Genomic DNA, 25,631 nt, shown 5'->3' with positions numbered 1-25,631 from the left:
TACTCCGTGAAGGGCACCCTCATGGCCATCCGGTCCATGAGGGTGCCCTTCACGGCATTCCGCTGGTCTCGGCGAGGGGAATGACCGCGCAGACCGTGGTGCCGCCGGGACCGCTGCGCACGTCGAGCTCGCCACCGAGGGCCTGGACGCGATCGCGCAGGCCCGCCAGGCCGGTGCCGCCCTCGATCTCCGCGCCGCCGACGCCCGCGTCGGTCACCGTCACCCGCAGCTCCGCCCCCTCGACCGCGATCCGGACGTCGACCGACTCCGTCTGCGCGTGCTTCAGAGCGTTCGTCAACGCCTCCGACGTCACGAAGTACGCCGTCGCCTCCACGGCGGCGTCGAGGCGGGGGACGGTGCCCACCGAAAGCGCCACCTCGATCGGGATCCGGTCGGCCAGCGACCGGACCGCCGCCGCCAGGCCCGCCTCGGTGAGGATCGCCGGGCGGATGCCGCGGGCCAGCTCGCGCAGGTCCGTGATCGCCCGCTGCAGCTCGTCGACCGTGCCGGACAGCAGCGCCCGGACCTCCGGCGGCAGCGCCTCGCCGTGCCGGCGACCCGCCATCCGCAGCAGCAGGACCACGCTGACCAGCCGTTGCTGGGCGCCGTCGTGCAGGTCGCGCTCCAGGCGGCGGCGCTCTTCGTCGCCCGCCGCGACCAGCCGGGCCCGCGACGCCCGCACCTCGGCCAGCCGCTGTTCCAGCTCCGCCGTCAGCCGCTGGTTGTCGAGCACCAGCCCGGCTGCCGCGTTGAGCGCGTCGATCGACCGGCTGTCCTTCCACACCTCGTCGTCCTGCACCAGCGCGGCCAGCCCGGTGCCGTCGCGTTCCAGCAGCAGCCGGATCATCTCGGCGTTGCCGACGCGGGCGCGCAGCACGCCGGCCAGGAACGCCAGCGGCCACAGGCAGAACAGCACCCGGTACGCCTGCAGCAGCGGCTCCGACAGCGGGTGCCCGTCACCGAGCGCCGTGCCGACTCCTGACGTGACCGCACCGAACAGGGCGATCGTGATCACCGGGGACAGCAGCCGCCGCTGCGGCAGCCGGCCGGTCAGCCACCGGTAGAGCAGCACGACGACCACCCCCGCGCTGATCGCCGTCGCGGCCAGCTCCAGGGCGCGGTCGGCGAAGGCGGCACCGCCCGAGCCGGGTGAGCTCGCCAGCAGGTCGCGGGGATCGTTGTTGAACAGCAGCCCGAGCACGCCCGAACCGAGCACCACCAGGTAGGCCGCGGCCACGAGCAGCCGCTCCCACCGCGAGCGCAGCCTGCCGTGCGGGAACGCGAGCACGAGGTGCGCGATCACCGGGCTGGACGCGGCACGCAGCGGCACGGCGATCGTGTACAGCACCGGGCTCCGCGTGAACTGCAGGTCTTCGAGGAACAGCGCGACCCCGGCGAGCGCGATGAGCACACCGATCGGGTTGGCCGGGCGCCGGACGTGCGCGACCGCGCCCGCGACCAGGAACAGGAACCCGGTCGCGGCGCTGAGCGCGGTGTCGAGCGCGGTGTGGGTGCCCTCCGCCGCCTTCATCGCCAACGCGGTGACACCGAGCGCAACACCGGCGGTCAGCAGGCCGGTCATCACGAGCGTCCGCGGATGCTGCACCACGCCACCCTCCTGGCGGACCCCGCCCCGGGCAATCCTGGCGGGCCCGCGCGGCGGTCCGGTAACGGCTAACCGTGATTCGCCCGTTCGGGCCGTCGCGTTACACCGGGCGGGCGCGCTTTAGGGTGATCGGGACGGAAGGCAGCACATGAGCGGACTGAGTGCGGAGGCCTTCGGCGGGCGGATGCCCACCGGAGCCGGCGACCTGGCGATCGAAACCCACGGCATCACCCCCGTCCCGGCGGACAACCGGTTCGGCAAGCCGTGGCGGCTGTTCAGCGTCTGGTTCGCGCCGAACCTGACCATGACGGCGGTGTTCACCGGCACCCTCGCCGCGTCACTGGGCCTCGGGTTCTGGACCGGGCTGGCCGCGATGCTCGCCGGCACCGTCCTCGGTTCGCTGCCGGTCGCGTACCTGTCCACCTGGGGACCGCGCACCGGCACCGGCCAGCTCCCGCTCGCCCGGCTGCCCTTCGGCGGCGCGGTGGTGCTCCCCGGTCTGGTGCAGTGGCTCGGCTCGATCGCCTGGGACGCGCTGGTCGGGCTGTTCGGCGGCGAAGCGCTGGCCGAGCTGACCGGGCTGCCGTTCTGGGCCGCGGTGCTGATCGTCCTCGTGCTGCAGTGCGCGCTCGGGGTGTTCGGCTACGCGCTGATCCACCGCGTGCAGGCCGTGATGAGCGTGCTGCTCGTGCTCGCTTTCGCCGCGCTCGCCGTGAAAGTCCTTTCCGGACGCCCGATCGTCACCGCCGACACCGCTTCGGGCGCCGACCTGGCGGGCGGCGTCGTGTTGTTCACGACGATCGCGTTGTCCCTGGCGATCTCCTGGGCGCCGTACGCCTCGGACTTCAGCCGCTACCTGCCCGCTTCGACGTCCTCGCGCAGTGTCTTCTGGGCGACTCTGCTCGGCCTCGTCGTTTCGTACGCGATCGGCGAAAGCCTCGGGCTCGCATTGGGGTCGTCGCTGGGCGACAAGACGTCGACCGGGGTCGCGGCGCTGCTCGGCGGCGGGTTCCTGGGCTCGATGGCGCTGGCCGTGATCGCGCTCGCGGCGGTGTCGTCGAACGCGATGAACGACTACAGCGGCTCGCTGGCCCTGCAGACCGTCGGCGTCCGGCTGCGGCGCCCGGTGTCGGCGGTGGTCGTCACGGTGCTCGCGTTCGCGCTGATCCTCTGGATGCACAGCGGCGACCTCTCGGCCAAGTTCGAGAACGTGCTGCTGTTCGTGAGTTATTGGATCCCGCCGTTCCTCGGCGTGGTCGTCCCGGACTGGCTCGCGCGGACCCGCGACGGGCGGCGTGTGGACGTCCTGACGTCGACGACTCTTCGGCCGTGGGCGGCGATCGTCGCGTTTGTCGCAGGGTTCGCCGCGGCGGTGCCGTTCATGAACACATCCCTCTACACCGGACCGGTCGCCGCGGCGCTGCACGGCGCGGATCTGGCGTACTACGTCGGCCTCGTCGTTTCGCTGGCAGCGTATTTCCTGCTGCGCGGCCGTCGTCCGGTTGACCTCCAGTAATGTAGAGGTTTGAGGATGGTGTGGTACCCCTCGAAGGAGGAACCATGCCAACCGCACTAGTCACCGGTGCATCCGCGGGCCTGGGCCGAGCCCTCGCCGCCGCCCTGGTGAGTCGCAAGTGGACAGTCGTCGGCGACGGCCGGGACGCAGCCGCGCTGAGTTCGGCGGCCCGGGAGATCGGCTTCACGGCCGTGCCCGGCGACGTCGCCGACCCGGCTCACCGCGCCGCGCTGGCCGACGCCTGTCCATCGCTGGACCTGCTCGTCAACAACGCCAGTTCCCTGGGCGTCAGCCCGCTGCCACCTTTGGCTCGCTACCCCTTGGCAGAACTGGAAGACGTCTACCGCGTGAACGTCTTTGCGCCCCTTGCTCTGGCGCAGCTGCTGCTGCCCGCTTTGACCGCATCACGCGGCACGATCGTCAACGTCAGCTCGGACGCCGCGGTCGAAGCCTACGAAGGCTGGGGCGGCTACGGTTCCGCGAAGGCCGCGCTCGACCAGCTCACCGCCGTGCTCGGCGCGGAGAACCCGGACCTGGCCGTGTACGCGGTCGACCCGGGCGACCTGCGCACGGCGATGCACCAGCGCGCCTTCCCCGGCGAGGACATCTCGGACCGGCCGCTGCCGGAGACCGCGGTTCCCGCGTTCCTGCGCCTGCTCGCCGAGCGCCCACCGAGCGGGCGTTACCGCGCCGCCGACCTCCTGGTGACGGCATGAGCATCCGGTTCGACCTGCCGGCCGAGCTGTCCGCGTCGGCCCCACCGGAGGCCCGCGGCCTGGCGCGCGACGAGGTCCGCTTGCTGGTCGCTTCACCGTCGGGCGTGCACCACACGGTGTTCACTGCGTTGTCCGAGCACCTGCTCCCCGGCGACCTGCTGGTCATCAACACATCGGGAACGCTGCCCGCGGCGGTCGACGCGGTCCGCAACGGCCGCCCGGTCGTCGTCCACTTCGCGACCGAACTCGACGACGGCGCGTGGGTCATCGAGCTGCGCGCACCCGGCGGTCCCCTGCTCGACGGCCACGCGGGGGAGCGCCTGGAGCTGCCCGGCGGCGCGTCACTGACGTTGCTGGCCCCGGCCGTCCCGGGTGCGGCGCGGCTGTGGCGGGCGGCGGTATCGGTGCCGGTGACGGGTCTCTTGGCGGCGAAGGGCCGCCCGATCCGCTACGGCTACGTCCCGCGCGCGTGGCCGCTTTCGGACTACCAGACGGTGTTCGCCCACGAGCCGGGCAGCGCGGAGATGCCGTCGGCGGCCCGCCCGTTCACTTCGTCATTGGTGACGCGCCTGGTCACGGACGGCGTGTTGTTCGCGCCGCTCCTGCTGCACACAGGGGTGTCGTCCCCGGAGGCGGCCGAGCCACCCCAAGCCGAACGCTTCCGCGTGCCTGCAACGACAGCGGCGCTGGTCTCGTGGGTCCGCGAGCGCGGCGGCCGGGTGATCGCGGTGGGCACAACGGCGGCCCGGGCCCTGGAGTCGGCGGCGTCCGAGGACGGGATCGTCCGCGCGGCCGAGGGCTGGACGAACCTGGTGCTCGGCCCATCGCGCCCGGCCCGAGTGGCGGACGGCATCGTCACCGGCTTGCACGCACCTGACGCATCCCACCTGCTGCTGCTGGAGGCGGTGGCGGGCGCGGAGGTGGTCCAGCGCGCGTACGACGCGGCGGTGGAGCGCCGCTACCTGTGGCACGAGTTCGGCGACGTGTCCCTGCTGTTGCGCCACTGACCGCCGCCTCGCCGCCTTGCCGCCGCCCCGCCGCCGACCGCCGTCACTGACCGTCACCGACCGCCATCACCGCAGGGCCCGCCCTCCCTGGGGGACCGCCCCGCTCCAGCGTATCGACGGGGTCCGACGGAAAGCCCGGAAAACCCGCAGCCCGGCCACGATGGTCCACATCACGGCCGGGCTGTGGACAACCCCGCTCAGCGGCGCGGGCTCCGGCATCTGGCGCCGCGATCGCGGCCGTCCAGGGGCTCAGCGGCGCGCAGGAGTCTGTCGCCGCGAGCGCAGCAACCCGGGACAGTCGCCGGCCGCTGGTGTTCGTACGCGCGGCCACCACCGACTACCGGACAGCATGAACGACCCGTTCATCCCATCCCACGCGGTGAAAGAGTCGTTCACAACGCGCCACCACCGAGCAACCTCAGCGACGCACCGGCTCCCGAGCCTGCCGCCGCGCCCGCACCAACCCGGCCACCGCAACCACCGCGATGCCGGCCCCCACTCCCGTCACGATCGAAGCCACCAGGCTCGCCGTCGCCGTGGCCAGGCCGAACGCGCCGGCCAGGTACACCGGGATGCTGACCGCCACCGGCAGCCAGTTCCGCAGGGCGAACGCGCGGTCCGACGCCAGCCACAGCACCAGCGCCACTGCTGCCCCGGTCACCACCGGGATCGCCCAGACGACCAGGCTCGTCACCGCGTCCATGCCGAGCGACCGCAGCCACTCGAACGACGCCTGGCCCAGCCCGATGAACAGCACGACCAGCGCCACGCGGACGCCGGTGGCCCCCTGGCCTCCTCGGTGTGCGGTGCTCGTCATGACATCCCTCCCGATTCCGTGGTCACCCATACCACGTTCGGGTGATGCGAGCGGTTGCCCGGATCGGCGGATTTCCTGACAGAACGTCCAGGAACGTCCAGATACCGGGAACATCGGACGGGCTCTCGCGCCGGGGCGGTTCAGCCCGCATGCTCGTCCGGCACCACCACCCGAGAGCAGGTTGCCTTAGGGGCAGTGGCCACCGATGTCAAGGAATCTCACCATAATTCCCGGGATGCGGATGGCTATGCGCCCCAGTGGGTGACCGTGCGAACCTCGCCCCGACACCGATCCCCGAAAGGCGACGCTGACGTGCGCACCCACCACAGAACCCGCTTCCTGGCCTCGGCGCTGGCCGCCCTGACCGTCGTGGGCGTGCTCGCGGGCTGCTCCCGCGCCGCGGAGACCGCCGCGCCCGCCGCGAACGCCGGCGCCGCGTCCGAGGTCCGCCTCGGGTACTTCCCGAACGTCACGCACGCCCCGGCGCTGATCGGCGTCAAGAAGGACTTCTTCAAGCAGGAGCTCGGCTCGACCAAGCTCACCACCCAGACGTTCAACGCGGGCCCGGAAGAGGTCAACGCGCTGCTGGGCAACTCCCTCGACATCGCCTTCATCGGCTCCGGGCCGGCGATCAACGCCTTCACCAAGTCCAAGGGTGCCATCCAGCTGATCTCCGGCGCCGTCTCGGGCGGCGCGCAGCTGGTCGTCAAGCCGGACATCACCAGCGTCGACCAGCTCAAGGGCAAGAACATCGCCACCCCGCAGCTGGCCAACACCCAGGACGTCGCGCTCAAGAAGTTCCTCGCCGGCAAGAACCTGACCGGCCAGGTCAAGATCACCAACCTGGACAACTCCAAGACGCTCGACGCCTTCAAGAAGGGCGAGGTCGACGGCGGCTGGCTGCCCGAGCCGTGGTCGTCGCGGCTGGTCCTCGACGCCGGCGCGAAGGTGCTCCTCGACGAGAAGGACCTGTGGCCGGGCGGCCGCTTCCCGACCACCGTGGTCATCGTGCGCAGCGAGTTCCTGCAGCAGCACCCGGACACCGTCCGCGCCGTCCTGAAGGGCCAGCTGGCCGCGATCGACTGGGCGAAGGCCAACCCGGCCGAGGCGAAGACCGTCGTCAACGGCGCGTTGAAGGAACTGGCCGGCAGCAGCCTCAGCGCGGCGGTCCTGGACCGCGCGTTCTCCGGCATCGAGCTGACCACCGACCCGATCCCCGCCGAGTTCCCGCAGCTCGCGCAGGACTCGGTGACCGCGGGCGTGGTGAAGTCCGCCGTCGCGCTCAAGGGTTTCGCCGACTTCGGGCCGCTCAACGACGTGCTCAAGGAGAAGAACCAGCCCGCCGTGAACGCGCCCGAACTGGCCAAGTAAGCACTCCGGAGAGGCACGCCATGACCACCACCCTCCCGACCGGCAGGACCAGTCCCACCGGCACGGCCGCGGTGCGCCTCGACGGCGTGCGCAAGACCTTCGGCCCGACCGGCCGCGCGGTGGTCGCACTCGACGGCGTCGACCTCACGGTGGCGCCCGGCGAGTTCGTCTGCCTGCTCGGCGCGTCCGGCTGCGGCAAGACCACACTGCTCAACCTGGTCGCCGGCCTGGACGCGCCGTCGGCGGGGAAGATCACGCTCAACACATCGCGGCCCGCGGTGATGTTCCAGGAGGCCGCGCTGATGCCGTGGCTGACCGCCGCGCGCAACGTCGAGCTGCCGCTGCGGCTGGCCGGGTTCGGCCGGGGCGAGCGCCGGGAAAAGGCCGCCGAGCTGCTGGAACTGGTCCGGCTGACCGGCGCGGGGGAGAAGCGCCCGCACGAGCTGTCCGGCGGGATGCGCCAGCGGGTCGCGCTGGCCCGCGCGCTGGCCGCGACCCTGCGTGTCGGCGGTGACCCGGAGCAGTCGCTGCTGCTGATGGACGAGCCGTTCGCCGCGCTCGACGCCATCACCCGCGATGTCCTGCAGGGTGAGCTGCTGCGCGTCTACCGCAGCACCGGCACGTCCGTGCTGTTCGTGACCCACGACGTGCGCGAGGCGGTCCGGCTCGGGCAGCGGGTGGTGCTGCTGTCGTCGCGGCCCGGACGGGTCGTCCGCGAGTGGACGGACGTGCCGCTGGCCGACGCCGAGGAGCTGACCGAGGAAATCACCGGGCACCTGCGTGAGGTGATCAGCACCCATGCCGCAGCTTGACCGGTCCGCCGAAGCCGATCTGGACGCGGTCGGCGCCGGACTGGATTCGCTCGACGCCCCGGTGGGGGAGCGTCGCCCGAGCTTCTGGAAGCGCTTCGCCTGGGGGTTCCTGCCGCCGTTGGGCGCGCTCGTCCTGCTGCTCGTCGTCTGGCAGGTCCTGTGGGCCGCGGCGTTCTGGCCCGAGACGCAGCTGCCCGCGCCGCTCGCGGTGTGGGACGAGTTCTGGAGCCGGGTCGTCACCGGCGAGGTCTTCGAGTTCGTCTGGACGTCGGTGCACCGCGCCGCGCTCGGGTTTGTCGCCGGGGTGCTCATCGGCACGCCGCTGGGCCTGCTCGTGGCGAAGGTCCGTGTGGTGCGGGCGGCGATCGGGCCGCTGCTGACCGGGCTGCAGAGCCTGCCGTCGGTGGCGTGGGTGCCGGCCGCGATCCTGTGGTTCGGGATCAACGACGGCGCGATCTACTTCGTCGTGCTGCTCGGCTCGGTGCCGTCGATCGCGAACGGCCTGGTGTCCGGCATCGACCAGATCCCGCCGATCCTGCCGCGCGTCGGCCAGGTGATGGGCGCGAACCGGCTCTCCTCGGCCCGGCACATCCTGCTGCCCGCGGCGCTGCCGGGCTTCCTCGCCGGCCTCAAGCAGGGGTGGGCGTTCTCGTGGCGCTCGCTGATGGCGGCCGAGCTGATCGCGCTGTCGCCGCAGCTGGGTGTCGGGCTCGGCGCGTACCTGAACCAGGGGTCGTCGCTCAACAGCATCGAGACGGTGATCGCGGCGATCTTCCTGATCCTGCTGGTCGGCGTGGGGATCGAGCTGCTGGTGTTCCGCCCGCTGGAGCGCGCGGTGCTGCGGGCCCGCGGCCTGACCTCGTCCCTCTAGCCTCGACGGTGACGTCCCCCACGGAACTGTCCCGGGCCGGCGTTCGTTGACGTAACCTACGGGACCGTAACTTACGGTTGCGTAGGTCTCGCCATCGATTCCCCCGGAAGGACGGGCGCATGACCGTTTCCGAGAGCACCGCACTCATGTACGAGCTCGAGGGGACGGTCGAGGAAAACCTCAACCGCCACCTCACGGCCGCCCAGGAGTGGATGCCCCACGAGTACGTACCGTGGAGTGAAGGCCGGAACTTCGCCGATCTGGGCGGTGAGGCGTGGAACCCGGAGCAGTCCCGGGTGACGCCGATCGCCCGGACCGCGCTCGAGGTCAACCTGCTGACCGAGGACAACCTGCCGAGCTACCACCGGGAGATCGAGCGCGCCTTCGGCCGCGACGGCGCCTGGGGCACCTGGGTGCACCGCTGGACGGCGGAGGAGGGCCGGCACGGCATCGCCATCCGCGACTACCTGCTCGTGACGCGGGCGGTCGACCCGGTCGAGCTCGAGCGGATGCGCATGGAGACCATGCAGGCCGGCTACGAGACCGGGGACAAGCCGCTGCTGCGGGTCTGCGCCTACGTCTCGTTCCAGGAGCTCGCAACGCGGCTTTCGCACCGCAACACCGGCCGGTACACGCAGGACCCGCTGGCGGAGAAGCTGCTCGCCCGGGTGTCCACCGACGAGAACCTGCACATGGTGTTCTACCGCAACCTGGTGAAGGCGGCCCTGGAGATCTCGCCCGACGCGATGATGCGGGCGATCACCGACGAGGTCCTCGACTTCGCGATGCCGGGCGCGGTCATCCCCAGCTTCGCCCGCAAGGCGGCGCTGATCGCCAAGGCGGGCATCTACGACCTGCGCATCCACCACGACGACGTCGTGATGCCGCTGCTGCGGTACTGGAAGGTCTTCGACCGGCACGGCTTCGGCGAGGTCGGCGAGACGGCGCGCGAGGAGCTCGCGGCGTTCATGAAGACGCTGGACACGCAGGCTGCGCGCTTCGAGGAGCGCCGCGACGCAATGGCTGCCCGGGCGGCGGCTCGAGGTCTGCCCGCAGTGTGATGACGGCGAAGGCCGCTTCGGAGTTCTCCGAGGCGGTCTTCGGTGCATTCGGGTGGCTTGGCCTCGCGGGTTGCTCGAAGGAACGCCGCGGCGAGAGCCCGGACGGCGTTGCCGCGGCTCTGCGGGAACTCGCATCGGGAGTCCGCCGGCGCCGATGAGCAGGCACGGCGCGAGCCCGGATGGCGGCGGAACTCGGCCGGGAGCCCGCGGGTGCCGGTGAGCAGGTATGGCGCGAGCCCGGATGGCGGCGGAACTCGCCGGGAGCCCGCGGGGGTGCCGATGAGCCGGCCGCGCACCAGCGCGAACCGCGGCCACTCCGCCCCCTCCAGCAACGGCGAAGGCCGCCTCGGAGTCCGAGGCGGCCTTCGCCGTATCCGTGTCCAGTGCCGGTCAGCGACCGCCGCGCCGGCCACCCGCGCGGGTGCCCGACGAGAACGCCGCCGCGCCGCCGCTGCGCCGGGGCGCCGCCGTCGTCGAGGCCGAGCCGCCGCGACGCCCGCCGCCGCCACCGGCGATGTTCGCTCCCTGGCGACGCTGGCCGCCGTCCGACTGCCGAGCCGCCGAACCGGAGCCCTGGCCGCCGGCCGACCGCTGCGAAGTACGTCCCGGCTGGCCGTCGCGGCTCGCCTGGGTGTTGGCGCGGGCGCGCTGGCCGCCGCGGTTCTCCTTCGGCGCGCCACCACGACGTCCACGCCCGCTACCCGGCGCCGCACCCGAGGCGGTCACCTTCTTCGGGCGGTTGTCCACCACCGGGCGCTTCGGGGACGCCGTGAACGAACGCTCACCGGGGGCCAGCTCCGCCAGCAGCGGGTGACCCGGGCCGAGCTGGGTCGTGGTCGGCTTGATGCCGGCCTTGCGGGTGAGGTCGCGGACGTCGCGGACCTGCGCGTCGGTCATCAGCGTCACCACCGTGCCGGACGCGCCGGCGCGCGCCGTGCGGCCCGAGCGGTGCAGGTACGCCTTGTGCTCGACCGGCGGGTCGGCGTGGATGACCAGGCGGACGTCGTCGACGTGGATGCCGCGGGCCGCGATGTCGGTCGCGACCAGGGTCTTCGCCGCGCCCGAGGAGAACGCCTCGAGGTTGCGGGTGCGCGCGTTCTGGCCGAGGTTGCCGTGCAGCTCGACGGCCGGGACGCCGGACGCCACCAGCTTGCGCGTCAGCGCCTTCGCGCGGCTCTTCGTCCGGGTGAACACCAGCGTGCGGCCCGGCGCCGCGGTGAGGTCGACCAGCACCGGCAGCCGGTGGGTCTCCTCGAGGTGCAGCACGTGGTGCTCCATCGTCGACACCGGCGACTGCGCCGAGTCGACGCTGTGCGTGACCGGGTCGCTCATGAAGCGCTTGACCAGCACGTCGACGCCGTTGTCCAGGGTCGCGGAGAACAGCATCCGCTGGCCGCGCGACGGCGTCGCGTCCATGATCCGCCGCACCTCGGGCAGGAAGCCCAGGTCGGCCATGTGGTCGGCCTCGTCGAGGACGGTGATCTCGATGGTGTCGAGCTTCACGTGCCCGGAGCGCATGTGGTCGGCGAGCCGGCCGGGGCAGGCGACGACGATGTCGACGCCGTCACGCAGCTTGGTGATCTGCGGGTTGGCCGAAACGCCGCCGAAGATGGTGGTCGTGCGCAGGCCCAGCGGCTTGGCCAGCGGCACGATCGCCGCTTCGATCTGCGTCGCGAGCTCACGGGTCGGCGCCAGGATCAGCGCACGGGGACGGCCGGGCTTGCGCCGCGTCGGGCCCGCCGAGAGGCGCGCCAGCAGGGGCAGCACGAAGCCGTAGGTCTTGCCGGAGCCGGTCCGGCCGCGGCCGAGCACGTCACGCCCGGCGAGGGTGTGCGGCAGGGTCGCCGCCTGGATGGGGAAGGGCTCGGTGACGCCCTGGGCGGCTAGCGCGGTCACCAGGGTCGTGGGCAGGCCGAGTTCAGCAAAAGTCGTCATAAGTGCATGCGGGCGCAGCTGCGCCCTGGTCTCCGTTACCTGAGAAGGGTTGTCCTGCCCGGCGCAGACCGGTCAACGGCCGCGGCGCGTGGTAGTCGACAACAGCAGCGGGCCGAGGCAGAACTGAGCGGCCCGCAAGATCAGTATAGCTGGCCGGGGTGACGTACCCCCAGTGAGATTGCTTGCACTCGGATCGCCTTGCTAAGTTACCGGTCGGTAATCAAGGAGGAGTCCCATGCTGCTGAACCCGCACGAGTACGACCCGAGCCACTTCGACGCGGAGACGCGCCGGCTGCTCCGGGCCACCATCGACTGGTTCGAGCAGCGCGGCAAGGCGAAACTGACCGAGGACTACCACGCCCGCACCTTCTACGCGGACTTCCTCGAGTTCGCCGGCAAGGAAGGCCTGTTCTCGACCTTCCTGACGCCGGCCGCGAACGCCGACGGCCACCCGGACAAGCGCTGGGACACCGCCCGCGTCGCCGCCCTGTCGGAAATCCTCGGGTTCTACGGGCTGAACTACTGGTACCCGTGGCAGGTCACGATCCTCGGCCTCGGCCCGGTGTGGCAGAGCGGCAACGACGTCGCCCGCAAGCGTGCGGCGGACGCGCTGGACGCGGGTGGCGTCGGCGCCTTCGGACTGTCCGAAAAGGACCACGGTGCCGACATCTACTCCTCGGACCTGGTGCTCACCAAGGACGGCGACGGTTACCGCGCCACCGGCTCGAAGTACTACATCGGCAACGGCAACTGCGCCCGCACGGTCTCGGTCTTCGGCCGCATCGACGGTGTTGAAGGTCCGGACCAGTACGTCTTCTTCTACGCCGACTCCGAGCACCCGAACTACCACGTGGTGAAGAACGTCGTACCGTCGCAGATGTACGTCGCCGAGTTCCGGCTCGAGGACTACCCGGTGCACGCCGACGACATCCTGCACGTCGGCGCCGAAGCCTTCAGCGCCGCGCTGAACACGGTCAACATCGGCAAGTTCAACCTCTGCTTCGGCGGCATCGGCATGGCGACGCACTCGCTGTACGAGGCCATCACGCACGCGCACAACCGCGTCCTCTACGGCAAGCCCGTCACGAACTTCCCGCACGTGCGCCGCGAGTTCGTCGAGGCCTACGCGCGGCTGACCGCGATGAAGCTGTTCTCCGACCGCGCCGTCGACTACTTCCGCAGCGCCAACGCCGAAGACCGCCGCTACCTGCTCTTCAACCCGATCACCAAGATGAAGGTGACCACCGAGGCGCAGAAGGTGATCGGCCTGGTCGCCGACGTCGTGGCGGCCAAGGGCTTCGAGGCCGACACCTACCTCGCGATGTCGAAGAACGACATCGACGGCCTGCCCAAGCTCGAAGGCACGGTGGCGGTGAACCTCGCGCTGATCGCGAAGTTCATGCCCGCCTACCTCTTCGCGCTGCAGGAGTACGCGCCGGTCGGCACCCGCACCGACGCCGCGGACGACGAGTTCCTCTTCCGCCAGGGCCCGGCGCGCGGCCTGTCGAAGGTCCGGTTCCACGACTGGAAGACCGCCTACGCCGAAGCCGCGCACATCCCGAACGTCGCGCTGTTCACCGAGCAGGCCGGCGCGCTGGTCAAGCTGCTCACCGAGGCGGCGCCGGACGAGGCGCAGCAGGCCGACCTCGACTTCGGGCTCGCGCTGACCGAGCTGTTCACCCTCGTCGTGTACGGCCAGCTGATCCTGGAGCAGGCCCGGATCACCGGGGTGGACGCCGAGGTCGTCGACCAGATCTTCGCGGTGCTGGTCCAGGACTTCAGCGCCGCCGCGGTCGACCTCAACGGCAAGGCGAGCTCGACCGGGGCCCAGCAGGCGATCGCGCTGGCCGCGCTGCGCAAGCCGGTGGTGGACGCCGAGCGCTTCGAGAACGTCTGGGCGCGGGTGCGCGACCTCTCGGGGGCCTACGCTATGCAGCCATGATGGCCAGGGAGTACCGGCTCGGCGTGACGCGGAAAGCCGCGAACGTGGTCGTGAAGGCGTTGCTGGAGCGCGGGATCCCGATCGTGGGGAGCACCGGGTGGCTGCTGACCACCCGGGGCCGCAAGAGCGGGGCGGACCGGACGACGCCGGTCAACGTCCTCGAGGTCGGCGGCGTGCGCTGGCTCGTGTCGCCGTACGGGCAGGTCGGCTGGGTGCACAACCTGCGCGCCGACCCGACCGCCCGGCTGTGGCGCGGCCGCACGCGCGAGACGTGGGAGGTCGAGGCGGCCGACGCCGCCACGGCCGGACCGGTGCTGCGCGCGTACGTCCGCAAGATCCCCGTGACGGCGCCGTTCTTCGACGCGAAGCTGAGCGACCCGCCGGAAGCCTTCGCCGCGGAAGCCGATCGACACCCGGTCTTCCGGTTGGCAAGATCACGAGCGTGAACCGAGAGCGGGCGGCGGAGCTGATCTGGGACGCGTGGCAGACCGGCAAGCGCCTGGACGGCCTGCCGCCGGAAAGCCGCCCCCGCGACACCGCCGAGGGCATGGCCGCGCAGGCGTCGCTCGCCGAGCTGGCCGGGCCGGTGTCCGGCTGGAAGATCGCCGCGACCACCGTGTACGCCCGGCAGTACCTGGACGTCCCGGGTCCGCTGCCGGGCGTGGTGTTCGAACGCTTCCACCACGTCGAAGGTGCGGTCGTGCCCGCCGACACCATGACCATGGGGGTCGCCGAGCCCGAGTTCGCCTTCCGGCTGAAGGCCGATCCCGGCCCGTCGCCGTCGCTGACCGCGGTGCTCGACGCCGTCGACACGATGTTCCTCGCGATCGAGCTGCCGGACAGCCGCTACACCGACCACCAGCACGCGGGCGGCCCGCAGCTGCTGGCCGACGTCGCGTGCGCGGGCCGGTTCGTCGAAGGCCGCGCGGTGCCGGGCTGGCGCGACCTCGACCTGCCGCGCCGCACGGTGGTCCTGCACGCCGACGGCGAGGAGTTCTCGCGCGGCGCCGGCAGCCTGGTCCTCGGCGACCCGCGGCTGGCGCTGCACTGGCTGGCGATGGAGCTCGCCCGCCACGGCCGCCGCCTCCGCCCGGGCGACATCGTGACGACGGGAACGGCGACCGCACCGTGCCCGATCCGCGCCGGCGGGCACGTGGTGGCGGACTTCGGTGAGCTGGGCAGCGTGGAAGTGCGGTTCGCCGGATGACGCTCCGGGCCGGGTTCGTGGTGCTCGCCGTGGTCGTCCTGGCCCTCGACGCGGGGTTCTGGTGGTTCTCGCGCGGCCAGCACCGGCCGTCGGCGCGGATCGGCTTCCTGGTCGCCTTCGTGGTGGTGCTGGCGCTGCTCGCGGCGGCCGCGGGGGTGGTGCGCTGGGAGGTCGCGGTGCCGCTGGGGACGGCGTCGACGTCGGGTCTGCTGGTCGTGGGCGCGGCGGCGATCTTCGGTGTCGGCCTCGGTTTTGTGCTGACTGCCGTCGTGGAGGCGGCGCTGGTCCGCCGGCTTGTCCGCGAGTCCTCCCGAGCCGGTTGGCGCGAGGGCACGGGGCTGGTCGGCTCGGCGGCCGCCGTGGTCCCGGTGGTGTTGTTCGTGACCGGGCTCTTCGCGCTCCGCTGAGCCGTTTTTGTCGGTGCCCCCTGCCACGATGTCCCCGTGACGTCTTGGAGAGATCGACTCAGCGCCCTGGCCCGCGAGTGGCTGCCCGCCGAGCCGGCCGCCGCGTGGGCCGGGCTGTTCCGGCCGGGGATCCGGCTGGTTTCCGCCGAAGCGGGGCCGCGGGTGGGCCGGATCGGCGGGGCGCCGATGATGCCCGCGGAGCTGGCGTGGCCCGAGTGGCCCGGGTGCGGCCCGCTCGACTTCCTGGCCTCGGTGGACTGCGCCGCGCTGCCCCGGGAGTTCCTGAGCATCCCGTTGCCGGAAGCGGGCACGCTGCTGTTCTTCTACTTCGACGGCGACCGCCGTGTCTCCGACGACATCCCGGCGCTCGGCGACATCGAGGCCAGCCGGGTGGTTCTTGTGCCCGCGGGAGTGCCGGTCGTCGAGCGGGCGGCGCCTGACGGCGTGGTGCCTTATCCGGCGCGGGACCTGTTCGGCGACGTGGTGGCCACGGCCCCGCAGAGCGGCCACATCCTGCTCGACCAGACCGAGACCGCGAGCGGGGAGTCCCTCGCCGAGGCGGTCGAGACGGTATCGCTCCCCGGGGACTACGTAGACACCGAAGTGTTCGGTCAACTGGTCTGGCAGGCGCACGAGAAAGGCCCGTGCCACCAGGTCGGCGGGTTCGCCGACCCGGTCCAGGACGCGGTGGAGAACGAGATCGCCGCGGCGGTGCTCGGGGACTACCGAGACCCCCGGCTGGCCGAGGAGGCGGCCCGCTGGGTACTGCTCGCCCAGATCGACAGCGACGACGAAGCCGACATGATGTGGGGCGACGCCGGAATGCTCTACTGGCTCATCCGGGCCGACGACCTCGAGGCGGGCCGCTTCGACCGGGCGAGGTGCACGCTGCAGTGCGGGTGAGGCCTGAGCTGCGGGCCGCCTCGTCCCTGCCGGAGTGGATGGGCAGGTCACCCGGGGCGTCGCCGGGCAGGGTGACCCGGCCGGGGAGCCGGGAGCCCGGAAGCCGGTGCGTTCTGCTTCGGCGCACCCGCGAAACGCGGTGAAGGCCACCTCGAGGACTTGAAGTTCCTCGAGGTGGCCCAAGCCGCACTTTCGCTAGGAAAGTGAGCCGGAGGGCGCCCCTCCACAACACTTTCATAGCGAAAGTGCGGTATACGGAGAGTTACGCCAGTCGGGTGGGGTGGCCTTCAGCGGAGCTTTGGCCTACTTGCCGAACCCGGCCCGCCGAAGCGCGTCCGCCATCGAACCGCTGCCGCCGGAGCCGGAGTTGCCACCCCGGCCGCCGCCACCGCTGCTCCCGCCGCGCTGACCGCCACCAGAGCCGCCGGAACCGCCGCGGCGCTGGCCACCGCCGCCACCGCCCTGCTGACCCCGGTCACGACCGCCGCCACCGCCGCCTCCGCCGCGGTTGCCGGCCGGGGCGCCGGGCTCGTCGTCGAGGCGCAGCGTCAGCGAGATCCGCTTCCGCGGCACGTCGACATCGAGCACCTTCACCTTCACGATGTCCCCGGGCTTCACGACCTCACGCGGGTCCTTCACGAAGTTCTTCGACAGCGCCGAAACGTGCGCCAAGCCGTCCTGGTGCACACCCACGTCGATGAACGCGCCGAACGCCGCCACGTTCGTGACCACACCCTCCAAGCGCATCCCCGGCTTGAGGTCGCCGATCTTGTCGACACCCTCGGCAAAGGTCGCCGTCTTGAACGCGGGGCGCGGGTCGCGGCCCGGCTTGTCCAGCTCCGCCAGGATGTCCGTCACGGTCGGGAGACCGAACGTCTCGTCCACGAACTCGGCAGGACGAAGGGACGACAGCGTCCGCGTGTTGCCGATCAGCGACCGCAGGTCCGTGCCGGTCGTCGACAGGATGCGCCGGACCACCGGGTACGCCTCCGGGTGCACCGACGACGAGTCGAGCGGGTCGTCGCCGTCCGGGATGCGGAGGAAGCCCGCGCACTGCTCGAACGCCTTGGGGCCGAGGCGCGCGACCTCCTTCAACGCCGTCCGCGAACGGAACGGGCCGTTCGTGTCGCGGTGCGAAACGATGTTCTCCGCCAGCCCCGTCGTGATGCCCGAGACGCGGGTCAGCAGCGGCGCGGACGCCGTGTTGACGTCGACGCCGACCGCGTTCACGCAGTCCTCGACCACCGCGTCGAGCGAGCGGGACAGCGAGACCTCGGACAGGTCGTGCTGGTACTGGCCGACGCCGATCGACTTCGGGTCGATCTTCACCAGCTCCGCCAGCGGGTCCTGCAGGCGCCGGGCGATCGAGACCGCGCCGCGCAGCGAGACGTCCATGTTCGGCAGTTCCGCCGAGGCGAACGCCGACGCCGAGTACACCGACGCGCCCGCCTCGGACACGATCGCCTTCGTCAGCTTCAGTTCCGGGTGCTTCTTGATGAGCTCCTGGGTGAGCTTGTCCGTCTCGCGGGACGCCGTGCCATTGCCGATCGAGACCAGATCCACCTTGTGCCGCGCGCATAGCGCGGCCAGCTCGGCGATCGACTGGTCCCACTTGTTGGCCGGCTGGTGCGGGTAGATGACGTGGGTGTCGACGACCTTGCCGGTCGCGTCCACGACGGCCACCTTGACGCCGGTGCGGAAGCCCGGGTCGAGGCCCATCGTGGCGCGGGTGCCGGCCGGCGCGGCGAGCAGCAGGTCGCGCAGGTTGGACGCGAACACGCGGACGGCGTCGTCCTCGGCCGCCTGGCGCAGCCGCATCCGCAGGTCGATGCCCAGGTGCAGGAGGATCTTGGTGCGCCACGCCCAGCGCACGGTGTCGCCGAGCCACTTGTCACCCGGGCGGCCCTGCTGCGTGATGCCGAACTTCGCGGCGATGCGCGTCTCGTAGTCGGTCGGCCCGACCTGCGGCTCGTCGGTGGGCTCGGCCGGCGACATGGTGAGGTCGAGGACCTCCTCCTTCTCGCCGCGCAGCATCGCGAGGATGCGGTGCGAGGGGAGCTTGGTGTACGGCTCGGAGAAGTCGAAGTAGTCGGAGAACTTCGCGCCTTCCTCCTCCTTGCCGGCGCGGACCTTGGCGACCAGGTGCCCCTGGCCCCACATCTTCTCGCGCAGGTCGCCGATGAGGTCGGCGTCCTCGGCGAAGCGCTCGACGAGGATCGCGCGGGCACCGTCGAGGGCGGCCTGCGCGTCCGTGACGCCCTTGTCGGCGTCGACGAACACCGCCGCCGCGGCCTGCGGATCCGTGGTCGGGTCGTTGAGCAGGCCGTCGGCCAGCGGTTCGAGGCCCGCTTCGCGCGCGATCATGGCCTTCGTGCGGCGCTTCGGCTTGAACGGCAGGTAGATGTCCTCGAGCCGCGACTTCGTGTCCGCGGCGAGGATCGAGGCCTCGAGGGCTTCGTCCAGCTTGCCCTGGCTGCGGATGGATTCGAGCACGGCGAGCCGGCGCTCGTCGAGTTCCCGCAGGTAGCGCAGCCGCTCTTCGAGCGTGCGCAGCTGCGCGTCGTCGAGCATGCCGGTGACTTCCTTGCGGTACCGCGCGATGAAGGGCACGGTCGAGCCGCCGTCGAGCAGGTCGACGGCGGCCTTGACCTGTCCTTCGCGCACGCCCAGTTCTTCGGCGATCTTCTGCTCGACCGACACGCTCACTGCTACACGCTCCTGCTTCGCCCTCAGGTGGATCCGATCCTCACATTCTGCCGTTCCGACCACCCCGACTTTCGGATGGGGCTCCTTGACAACGAGATTGGTCTAGTCCATTTTGTGGTGACCTGCCTCACCACCTGTGGAGGTCGTCCCGTGGTCCCCAAGGCTCGTCTAGCCCTTCTGTCCTTACTTTCCGTGGTCGCGCTGAGTCTCGGCGTGACATTCGTGCTCGCCGGCAGCGCTTCGGCGGCCAACATCCTCGCCAACCCCGGCTTCGAGTCCGGGACGTCGGGCTGGACCTGCACCGCCGTCCCGACCGCGGTGAGCACCCCCGTCCACAGCGGCAGCCGCGCCCTGAGCGCAACGCCGACGTCGTCGGACAACGCGCAGTGCTCGCAGACGCTCGCCGTCTCGCCGAACACCGCCTACAAGCTCTCCGCCTGGGTCCAGGGCAGCTACGTCTACCTGGGCGTTTCCGGCTCCGCGACCACCAGCACGTGGACGCCGGGCACCAGCGGCTACTCGCAGCTCTCGCTGAACTTCACCACCGGCTCGAGCACGTCGCTGACGGTGTACCTGCACGGCTGGTACGGCCAGCCGACGTACTTCGCCGACGACGTCAGCCTCGACGGCCCGGGCACCCCGCCGACGACGACGCCCACCACGCCGACCACGCCGACCACCCCGACAACGCCGCCGACCACGACCACCCCGCCGACGACGACCACCCCGCCGCCGACCCAGGGTGACCTGCCGAAGCACGTCCTCACCGGCTACTGGCAGAACTTCTACAACGGCGCCAAGGCGCTGAAGCTCGCGGACGTCCCGACGAAGTACAACATCATCGCGGTGTCCTTTGCGGACGCCACCGGCACGCCGGGCGCGGTGAGCTTCACCCTCGACTCCGGCCTGTCGTCGCAGCTCGGCGGCTACACCGACGCGCAGTTCAAGGCCGACGTCAAGACGGTCCAGGCGCGCGGCCAGAAGGTGATCATCTCCGTCGGCGGCCAGAACGGCACGATCAGCGTCGGCGACTCGAACTCGGCGACCAACTTCGCGAACAGCATCAAGTCGCTGATCTCGAACTACGGCTTCGACGGCGTCGACATCGACCTGGAGAACGGCGTCAACGCCACCTACATGGGCCAGGCCCTGCGCAGCATCTACAACGGCGGCGGCAAGGTCATCACGATGGCGCCGCAGACCATCGACATGCAGTCCACGCAGGGTGGTTACTTCCAGCTCGCGCTGAACATCAAGGACATCCTGACGATCGTCAACATGCAGTACTACAACTCGGGCACCATGCTCGGCTGCAACGGCAGCGTCTACGCGCAGGGCACGGTCGACTTCCTGACCGCGCTGGCCTGCATCCAGCTGCAGGGCGGGCTGCGGGCCGACCAGGTCGGGCTCGGGCTGCCGGCGTCGTCGCAGGCGGCCGGTGGTGGTTACCAGGCCCCGGCGAACACCGTGTCGGCGCTGAACTGCCTGGCCAAGGGCACGTCGTGCGGCTCGTTCAAGCCGTCGGCGACCTACCCGTCGATCCGCGGTGCGATGACCTGGTCGATCAACTGGGACGCGACCGCCGGTTACGCGTTCTCGAACACGGTCTCGGCCGGGCTCGCGGGCCTGCCGTAACCCGTGCTCGTCATGAAGGGGCCCTTCCGGACCAGGTCCGGAAGGGCCCCTTCATGACACCCCCAGCCGGCGCGACAGACCCCCCGGCTGCGCGCCCGCGCCACCTACACTGCAGGACGAGGCGTGCACGATTGTTGCGGAAATGTGGAATCCGCAGGTCAAGGCCGGTTTCGGGAGGGGGTGCGCGGTGGTCCGGTTCGGGGTGCTCGGCACGCTCGAAGCCGAATCCGGCGGCGCCGTCCTCGACGTCGGCCCGGCCCGCCAGCGGTACGTGCTGGCCGCCCTGCTCGCGGACCCGAACCGGCCGGTGCCGCCGGAACAGCTGGTCACCCGTGTCTGGGGCGCGCACCCGCCGCACCGCGCGGCGGCAACCCTGCGGAGCTACGTCTCACGGCTGCGCGCCGCCGGGTGCGTGATCGAGCGCACCTCGCACGGTTACGTGCTGCGTGTCGAGCCCGCGTCGCTCGACCTGCACCGCTTCCGGGAGCTGGTGGCGCGGGCGCGGCTCGCCGACGACGGCACCGCGGCCGAGCTGTTCGACGAGGCGCTGGCGCTGTGGCGTGGTGAGCCGTTCGCCGGGCTCGACTCGCCGTGGCTGACCGGCGTCCGCGAAGGGCTGGAGGCCGAGCGGCACGCGGCGCGGCTGGACCGCCACGACGTCTCGCTGCGGCTCGGGCGGCACGCGGAGCTGCTCGCGACGCTGCCGCAGCTGGCCGCGGCGCACCCGTTCGACGAGCGGCTCGCGGCCCAGCTGGTCCTCGCCTACTACCGCAGCGGGCGCCAGGCGGACGCGCTCGCGCACTTCGACGGCGTCCGCCGCCGGCTGGCCGAGTACCTGGGCGCCGATCCGGGACCCGGGCTGCGGGAGCTGCACCGGCGGATCCTGGTGGGCGACCCGGAGCTGGAGCTGGAACTCGAGCCGGAGCCGGGGGAGCCGCGGACCGGGTCGCTGGTCGAGCTGGCCGCGATCCGCGCCGTCGCGACCCTGCTGATCGTGGCGCGCGAAGGCGACTTCGAGGCCGCGGCGTGGCGGGTCCGCAGCACGGCCGACGTGCTGGAGAAGGAGATCGGCGAGCTGGAGGCCGAGATCGGCGGCACGCTGGTGGTGTCCGGCGAGGGCGGCGTCCGGCTGACGGAGCTGGGGGAGCGGCTGCGCACCGGCGCCCGGGCGGGCGTGGCGGAGCTGGCGGCAATCTTCACCGAGACCCGCACGTCCGGGCGCCGGATCAGCGGCCGGCTGCGGGTGGGTTACGTGGCGAGCCTCGGCGGCGGCCTGGTGAACCGGCTGACGGCCGAGTTCGAGCGCCGGCACCCGGCGTGCCGGGTGAACCTGACCCCGATCCGCATCGGCGCCCGCTGGAACGAGCACGACCTGCTCGAGGAAGGCGACCTCGACCTGGTGCTGCACTGGGCCCCGGGCGGCGACACGCGGTCGTTCGACCTGCCGAACCTGCGCACCGGCCCGCCGCTGCTGTCCCTGCCCCGGGGCCTCCTGATGCGCGAGGACCACCCGCTGGCGTCGCGCGCTTCGGTGAGCCTGGAGGACATCGCGGACTACCGCCTGCTGGACCCGAGCAAGTCCTTGAACCCGGTGGCCCGCGACCAGTGGGCCCCGCCGGTGACACCGTCCGGCCGCCCGATCCCCCGCACCGACGACGACGTCCCCCAGCTGATCGGCCGCACCCGCATCGGCCCCGAGGACATGCTTTCCCTGGTGGCGCGCGGGATCGGCCTGCACATCTCGGTGGTCTCGCTGCTGGAGCGCTACCCGTTCCCGGGCCTGAAGGTGGTCCCGGTGACCGACATCCCGCCGATGCTGGCGGTCCCGGTGTGGCGTGCGACGGAAGAGAACGAAGCGATCCGCGCGTACGTCTCGGTGATCACCGAACTCGTGGCCACCGAAAACGTCGGTACCCCCGGATAAACTGGCGACATCGGGGGAGCCGCACGTCCCCGAGCTCGCTCAGCGAGGCACCACCGGCAGCCGCAGCGCGCCCGGCGCGTCCGAGGGCACCGCCGGTTTGAGCGGCTCCACCGGCGCCACCCGCTGATACGAAGCGCCCAGCGCCGGCCGCGGATCCGCCTCGCCGTGGTTCGGCCAGAACGCCATCGCCCGCTCGGCCTGCGCCGTGATCGTCAGGGACGGGTTCACGCCCAGGTTCGCCGAGATCGCCGAGCCGTCGACGACGTGCAGGCCCGGGTAGCCGTACAACCGCTGGTACGGGTCGACCACACCGGTCGACGGGGAGTCGCCGATCGCGCAGCCGCCGATGAAATGCCCGGTGATCGGGATGTTCGCCAGGTCGGTCCACGCGCCCTGCGGCAGGCCGCCGATCTTCTCCGCGACCCGCCGTGTCACCTCGTGCCCCGCCGGAATCCACTCGGGACTCGGCGTTCCCGAACCCTGCTTCGTCGTCATACGACGGCCGAAGAGCCCGCGCTTGGTGTACGTCGTCACAGAGTTGTCGAGCGTCTGCATCACCAGCAACCCGATCATCCGCTCCGACCAGCGCCGCGGGTTGTGCAGCTTGACGACGTTCCGGCGCTGCCGCCAGAGCTCCTTCATCCCCAGGACCCATCGCCGCTTGCCGGGCGAAGCGTCCACCAGCACCGTGGTCATCAGGCCCATGAAGTTGCTGCCGCGCCCGTACCGCACCGGTTCCACGTGCGTCACGGCGTCCGGGTGGATCGACGACGTGATCGCGACGCCGCGCGTGTAGTCCGTGTCGTCACGCAGGGACCGCGCCGCCAGCACGGCCTCGGAGTTCGTCCGCGCCAGTAGCCCGAGCCGTGGTGACAGGTCCGGCAGCGTGCCGGTGTCGCGAAGCTGGTGCAGCAGGCGCTGGGTGCCCAGCGACGCCGCGGCGAACACCACCTGCGCCGCGGTGAACGTCCGGCGGCCCTTGCGGACCCAGCGCCCGGTGCGTTCGGTGTCGACGGCGTACCCGCCCTCGACCGGCCGGACGGAGACCGCGGTGGTCAGGGGGTGCACCGAAGCACCGGCCTGTTCGGCCAGGTACAGGTAGTTCTTCACGGTGGTGTTCTTCGCCCCGACCCGGCAGCCCGTCATGCATTCGCCGCACAGCGTGCACTTCTGCCGCACCGGCCCGGCGCCGCCGAAGAACGGGTCCACCCCGGACTGTCCGAAGTAGACGCCGACCGGCGTGCGGCGGTAGGTGTGCCCGATGCCCAGGTCGTCGGCGACGTCCTTGAGCACGCGGTCCGCGGCCGTCGTCGCCGGGTTCTCGACCACGCCGAGCATCCGCTTCGCCTGGTCGTAGTACGGCGCCAGCTCGTCCTTCCAGTCCGTGATGTGCGCCCACTGCGGGTCGGCGTAGAACTTGTCCGGCGGCTCGTACAGCGTGTTCGCGTACACCAGCGAACCGCCGCCGACGCCGGAGCCGCTCATCACGAAGGTGTTCTTCAGCAGCGTCAGCCGCTGGATGCCGAAGCACCCGAGTTTCGGCGCCCACAGGTACTTCCGCAGCCGCCACGACGTCTTCGCGAACTCGTCGTCGGCGAACCGGCGGCCGGTCTCCAGCACGCCGACGCGGTAGCCCTTCTCGGTCAGCCGCAGCGCCGTGACACTGCCGCCGAAGCCCGAACCGATCACCAGGACGTCGTAGTCCATCACGCCACCACCCGGTAGTCCGCGGGGTCGAGCCGCCGGGTGCGCCGGTCGTACTCGGTGACCAGGCCCGGCCAGTTGGTCGTCACCCGGCCGTCGGCCTGGCGGTACCAGCTGGTGCAGGCGCTCCACACGCTGCGGCCCAGCCGCTGCTGCACCTCGCCGTCGTAACGCTCTTCGACCTCCGGCTTGACGTCCACATAGGACACGCCGGGTCGCGCGAGCTGTTCCACCGCTTGGCGGATGTACCGCGCCTGGCGCTCGATCATGTAGATGATCGACCCGGCGCCGAGGTTCGTGTTGGGCCCGTAGACGCAGAACATGTTCGGGAAGCCGGGCACGGCCATGCCCAGGTACGCCCGCGCCCCGCCGCACCAGGCGTCCTGCAGCGACCGGCCGCCGAGGCCGAGCACCTTCAGCGGGCCGAGGAAGTCCGTCGCGGCGAACCCGGTGCCGTACACGAGGACGTCCGCTTCGATCTCGGTGCCGTCTTCGACCCGGACGCCCTTTTCGGTGATCTCGCCGATCCGCCGCGTCTCGACGTCGACGTCCGGCTGCGCCAGCGCGGGCAGGTAGTCGTTGGTGAAGAGGATCCGCTTGCAGCCCAGGGGACACGCCGGCTTGAGCTTCGCGCGCAGCTCGGGGTCCTTGATGTGCCGGCGGCGCAGCTGCGCGGTCCGCAGCTCGAACATCTTCGCCAGCAGGGGGTGCTTCGTCATGGCGTACGTCGCGTACTCGGCGAGCAGGAAGATCCGCAGCCGGCCGAGCAGCTGTGTCGGCGGCAGGTGCTCGAACAGCCAGTGCTGCCAGCGGCGATAGGTGGGGTCGGACTTCGCCATGACGTACGGCGGCGTGCGCTGGAAGACCGTGACGTGCCGGGCGTGTTTCCGCAGCTCGGGCACGAACTGCACGGCGCTGGCCCCGGTCCCGACCACGGCGACCCGCTTCCCGGCCAGGTCGACGTCGTGGTCCCAGCGCGCCGAGTGAAAGGCGTCCCCGGCGAAGCTCTCGCGGCCCGGGATGTCGGGCAGCACCGGCCGCGACAGCTGTCCGACAGCGGGCACAAAAACGTTCGCCTCGTAGGTCTCGCCGGGTTTCGTCTCGACGCGCCAGACGCCGCGCGCCTCGTCGAAGGCCGCCTCGGTGACCTCGGTCCGGTACCGGATGTGCGGCTCGAGCCCGTACTTGGTGATGACACCCCGCAGGTAGGCCAGGATGTCCGGCTGGTGCGAGAACCGCTTCGGCCACCGCGGGTTCGGCTCGAAGGAGAACGAATACAGCGGCGACGGGATGTCACACGCGGCGCCGGGGTAGGTGTTGTCCCGCCAGACACCCCCGGGCTCGGCCGCGCTCTCCAGCAGCGTGAAGTCAGTGAACCCGGCCCGCCGCAGCTCGATCGCCGTCCCGATGCCGCCGAACCCGGTGCCCACGATCAGCACCGACGGCCCCTTCGCCGAACCAGTCATGCGGAAAAAGCTACGCACCCGAAGC

At 71.4% G+C, this 25,631-nt stretch carries 20 protein-coding genes; 14 read left to right on the top strand and 6 right to left on the bottom strand.

All coding sequences use genetic code 11. The annotated features are described in order from the left end of the window. Positions 1-49 precede the first annotated feature (49 nt). Positions 50-1,582, bottom strand: a complete 1,533-nt coding sequence (locus ACIA5G_RS29825) for a sensor histidine kinase (RefSeq protein ID WP_395929282.1) — start codon at positions 1,580-1,582, stop codon at positions 50-52. A gap of 172 nt (positions 1,583-1,754) precedes the next feature. Here ACIA5G_RS29825 and ACIA5G_RS29820 point away from each other — a divergent pair, with 172 nt between their 5' ends. From ACIA5G_RS29820 to ACIA5G_RS29810, 3 genes are read left to right on the top strand one after another with little or no spacing between them, the layout of a single operon-like run. Next, positions 1,755-3,122, top strand: a complete 1,368-nt coding sequence (locus ACIA5G_RS29820) for a purine-cytosine permease family protein (protein WP_395929036.1) — start codon at positions 1,755-1,757, stop codon at positions 3,120-3,122. Positions 3,123-3,166: 44 nt separating this feature from the next. Beyond that, complete coding sequence (locus tag ACIA5G_RS29815; protein WP_395929034.1) at positions 3,167-3,838, top strand: SDR family NAD(P)-dependent oxidoreductase; 672 nt, start codon at positions 3,167-3,169, stop codon at positions 3,836-3,838. Beyond that, a complete protein-coding gene (locus ACIA5G_RS29810) occupies positions 3,835-4,845 on the top strand; it encodes an S-adenosylmethionine:tRNA ribosyltransferase-isomerase (RefSeq protein ID WP_395929032.1) in 1,011 nt (336 codons plus the stop codon). Before ACIA5G_RS29815 ends, ACIA5G_RS29810 begins: the two co-directional genes overlap by 4 nt. 418 nt (positions 4,846-5,263) lie before the next feature. Here the strand turns inward: ACIA5G_RS29810 and ACIA5G_RS29805 are convergent, their stop codons facing one another. Beyond that, complete coding sequence (locus ACIA5G_RS29805) at positions 5,264-5,662, bottom strand: hypothetical protein (protein WP_395929029.1); 399 nt, start codon at positions 5,660-5,662, stop codon at positions 5,264-5,266. Positions 5,663-5,974: 312 nt separating this feature from the next. Here ACIA5G_RS29805 and ACIA5G_RS29800 point away from each other — a divergent pair, with 312 nt between their 5' ends. From ACIA5G_RS29800 to ACIA5G_RS29785, 4 genes are all read left to right on the top strand, one after another. Next, the gene (locus tag ACIA5G_RS29800) at positions 5,975-7,033 is read left to right on the top strand and encodes an ABC transporter substrate-binding protein (protein WP_395929027.1); all 1,059 of its coding nucleotides are present in this window, start codon (positions 5,975-5,977) and stop codon (positions 7,031-7,033) included. Between the two features lie 20 nt (positions 7,034-7,053). Then, positions 7,054-7,845, top strand: a complete 792-nt coding sequence (locus ACIA5G_RS29795) for an ABC transporter ATP-binding protein (protein WP_395929025.1) — start codon at positions 7,054-7,056, stop codon at positions 7,843-7,845. After that, positions 7,832-8,716, top strand: coding sequence for an ABC transporter permease (locus ACIA5G_RS29790; RefSeq protein ID WP_395929023.1), 885 nt, complete (start codon positions 7,832-7,834; stop codon positions 8,714-8,716). Before ACIA5G_RS29795 ends, ACIA5G_RS29790 begins: the two co-directional genes overlap by 14 nt. Positions 8,717-8,835: 119 nt before the next feature. Beyond that, positions 8,836-9,777 carry an acyl-ACP desaturase gene (locus ACIA5G_RS29785; RefSeq protein WP_395929021.1) on the top strand — a complete coding sequence of 314 codons (942 nt, stop codon included), beginning with the start codon at positions 8,836-8,838 and terminating at the stop codon, positions 9,775-9,777. A gap of 390 nt (positions 9,778-10,167) precedes the next feature. Here the strand turns inward: ACIA5G_RS29785 and ACIA5G_RS29780 are convergent, their stop codons facing one another. Next, entirely contained in the window at positions 10,168-11,712 is a 1,545-nt protein-coding gene (locus ACIA5G_RS29780; protein WP_395929019.1) for a DEAD/DEAH box helicase, read from the bottom strand. 235 nt (positions 11,713-11,947) lie between these two features. Between ACIA5G_RS29780 and ACIA5G_RS29775 the strand changes: the two genes are divergently transcribed. From ACIA5G_RS29775 to ACIA5G_RS29755, 5 genes are read left to right on the top strand one after another with little or no spacing between them, the layout of a single operon-like run. After that, positions 11,948-13,654, top strand: coding sequence for an acyl-CoA dehydrogenase (locus tag ACIA5G_RS29775; protein ID WP_395929017.1), 1,707 nt, complete (start codon positions 11,948-11,950; stop codon positions 13,652-13,654). Next, on the top strand, positions 13,651-14,100 hold the full coding sequence (locus ACIA5G_RS29770; protein WP_395929015.1) for a nitroreductase family deazaflavin-dependent oxidoreductase: 450 nt from the start codon (positions 13,651-13,653) through the stop codon (positions 14,098-14,100). The genes ACIA5G_RS29775 and ACIA5G_RS29770 overlap by 4 nt, the downstream gene beginning before the upstream one ends. Continuing rightward, positions 14,097-14,861, top strand: a complete 765-nt coding sequence (locus ACIA5G_RS29765) for a 2-keto-4-pentenoate hydratase (protein ID WP_395929013.1) — start codon at positions 14,097-14,099, stop codon at positions 14,859-14,861. The genes ACIA5G_RS29770 and ACIA5G_RS29765 overlap by 4 nt, the downstream gene beginning before the upstream one ends. Next, the gene (locus tag ACIA5G_RS29760) at positions 14,858-15,268 is read left to right on the top strand and encodes a hypothetical protein (RefSeq protein WP_395929011.1); all 411 of its coding nucleotides are present in this window, start codon (positions 14,858-14,860) and stop codon (positions 15,266-15,268) included. Before ACIA5G_RS29765 ends, ACIA5G_RS29760 begins: the two co-directional genes overlap by 4 nt. Positions 15,269-15,304: 36 nt before the next feature. Continuing rightward, the gene (locus ACIA5G_RS29755) at positions 15,305-16,171 is read left to right on the top strand and encodes a YwqG family protein (protein WP_395929009.1); all 867 of its coding nucleotides are present in this window, start codon (positions 15,305-15,307) and stop codon (positions 16,169-16,171) included. A 303-nt stretch (positions 16,172-16,474) separates the two neighbouring features. On the opposite strand, the gene ACIA5G_RS29750 is transcribed toward ACIA5G_RS29755, so the two are convergent. Beyond that, positions 16,475-18,877, bottom strand: coding sequence for a Tex family protein (locus ACIA5G_RS29750; RefSeq protein ID WP_395929007.1), 2,403 nt, complete (start codon positions 18,875-18,877; stop codon positions 16,475-16,477). A gap of 150 nt (positions 18,878-19,027) precedes the next feature. Between ACIA5G_RS29750 and ACIA5G_RS29745 the strand changes: the two genes are divergently transcribed. Together ACIA5G_RS29745 and ACIA5G_RS29740 are read left to right on the top strand one after the other, a co-directional pair. Further along, the gene (locus ACIA5G_RS29745; protein WP_395929005.1) at positions 19,028-20,512 is read left to right on the top strand and encodes a chitinase; all 1,485 of its coding nucleotides are present in this window, start codon (positions 19,028-19,030) and stop codon (positions 20,510-20,512) included. Positions 20,513-20,654: 142 nt separating this feature from the next. Continuing rightward, a complete protein-coding gene (locus ACIA5G_RS29740; RefSeq protein ID WP_395929003.1) occupies positions 20,655-22,436 on the top strand; it encodes a BTAD domain-containing putative transcriptional regulator in 1,782 nt (593 codons plus the stop codon). A gap of 39 nt (positions 22,437-22,475) precedes the next feature. Here the strand turns inward: ACIA5G_RS29740 and ACIA5G_RS29735 are convergent, their stop codons facing one another. Continuing rightward, entirely contained in the window at positions 22,476-24,143 is a 1,668-nt protein-coding gene (locus ACIA5G_RS29735) for a GMC oxidoreductase (protein WP_395929001.1), read from the bottom strand. After that, on the bottom strand, positions 24,143-25,606 hold the full coding sequence (locus ACIA5G_RS29730; protein WP_395928999.1) for a flavin-containing monooxygenase: 1,464 nt from the start codon (positions 25,604-25,606) through the stop codon (positions 24,143-24,145). The genes ACIA5G_RS29735 and ACIA5G_RS29730 overlap by 1 nt, the downstream gene beginning before the upstream one ends. Between the last annotated feature and the right edge of the window lie 25 nt (positions 25,607-25,631).

This window comes from Amycolatopsis sp. NPDC051758 (assembly GCF_044453095.1).
Taxonomy (GTDB): Bacteria; Actinomycetota; Actinomycetes; order Mycobacteriales; family Pseudonocardiaceae; genus Amycolatopsis.
The sequence above is the reverse complement of the archived record's forward strand: the minus strand, read 5'-3'. Positions and strand labels throughout refer to the sequence as shown.

Bases quoted from the DNA above. Each gene is read 5' to 3' on its own strand.
- ACIA5G_RS29825 (WP_395929282.1), bottom strand. From the start codon at position 1,582: ATGACCGGCCTGCTGACCGCCGGTGTTGCGCTCGGTGTCACCGCGTTG.
- ACIA5G_RS29820 (WP_395929036.1), top strand. From the start codon at position 1,755: ATGAGCGGACTGAGTGCGGAGGCCTTCGGCGGGCGGATGCCCACCGGA.
- ACIA5G_RS29815 (WP_395929034.1), top strand. From the start codon at position 3,167: ATGCCAACCGCACTAGTCACCGGTGCATCCGCGGGCCTGGGCCGAGCC.
- ACIA5G_RS29810 (WP_395929032.1), top strand. From the start codon at position 3,835: ATGAGCATCCGGTTCGACCTGCCGGCCGAGCTGTCCGCGTCGGCCCCA.
- ACIA5G_RS29805 (WP_395929029.1), bottom strand. From the start codon at position 5,662: ATGACGAGCACCGCACACCGAGGAGGCCAGGGGGCCACCGGCGTCCGC.
- ACIA5G_RS29795 (WP_395929025.1), top strand. From the start codon at position 7,054: ATGACCACCACCCTCCCGACCGGCAGGACCAGTCCCACCGGCACGGCC.
- ACIA5G_RS29790 (WP_395929023.1), top strand. From the start codon at position 7,832: ATGCCGCAGCTTGACCGGTCCGCCGAAGCCGATCTGGACGCGGTCGGC.
- ACIA5G_RS29785 (WP_395929021.1), top strand. From the start codon at position 8,836: ATGACCGTTTCCGAGAGCACCGCACTCATGTACGAGCTCGAGGGGACG.
- ACIA5G_RS29780 (WP_395929019.1), bottom strand. From the start codon at position 11,712: ATGACGACTTTTGCTGAACTCGGCCTGCCCACGACCCTGGTGACCGCG.
- ACIA5G_RS29775 (WP_395929017.1), top strand. From the start codon at position 11,948: ATGCTGCTGAACCCGCACGAGTACGACCCGAGCCACTTCGACGCGGAG.
- ACIA5G_RS29770 (WP_395929015.1), top strand. From the start codon at position 13,651: ATGATGGCCAGGGAGTACCGGCTCGGCGTGACGCGGAAAGCCGCGAAC.
- ACIA5G_RS29760 (WP_395929011.1), top strand. From the start codon at position 14,858: ATGACGCTCCGGGCCGGGTTCGTGGTGCTCGCCGTGGTCGTCCTGGCC.
- ACIA5G_RS29740 (WP_395929003.1), top strand. From the start codon at position 20,655: ATGTGGAATCCGCAGGTCAAGGCCGGTTTCGGGAGGGGGTGCGCGGTG.
- ACIA5G_RS29735 (WP_395929001.1), bottom strand. From the start codon at position 24,143: ATGGACTACGACGTCCTGGTGATCGGTTCGGGCTTCGGCGGCAGTGTC.
- ACIA5G_RS29730 (WP_395928999.1), bottom strand. From the start codon at position 25,606: ATGACTGGTTCGGCGAAGGGGCCGTCGGTGCTGATCGTGGGCACCGGG.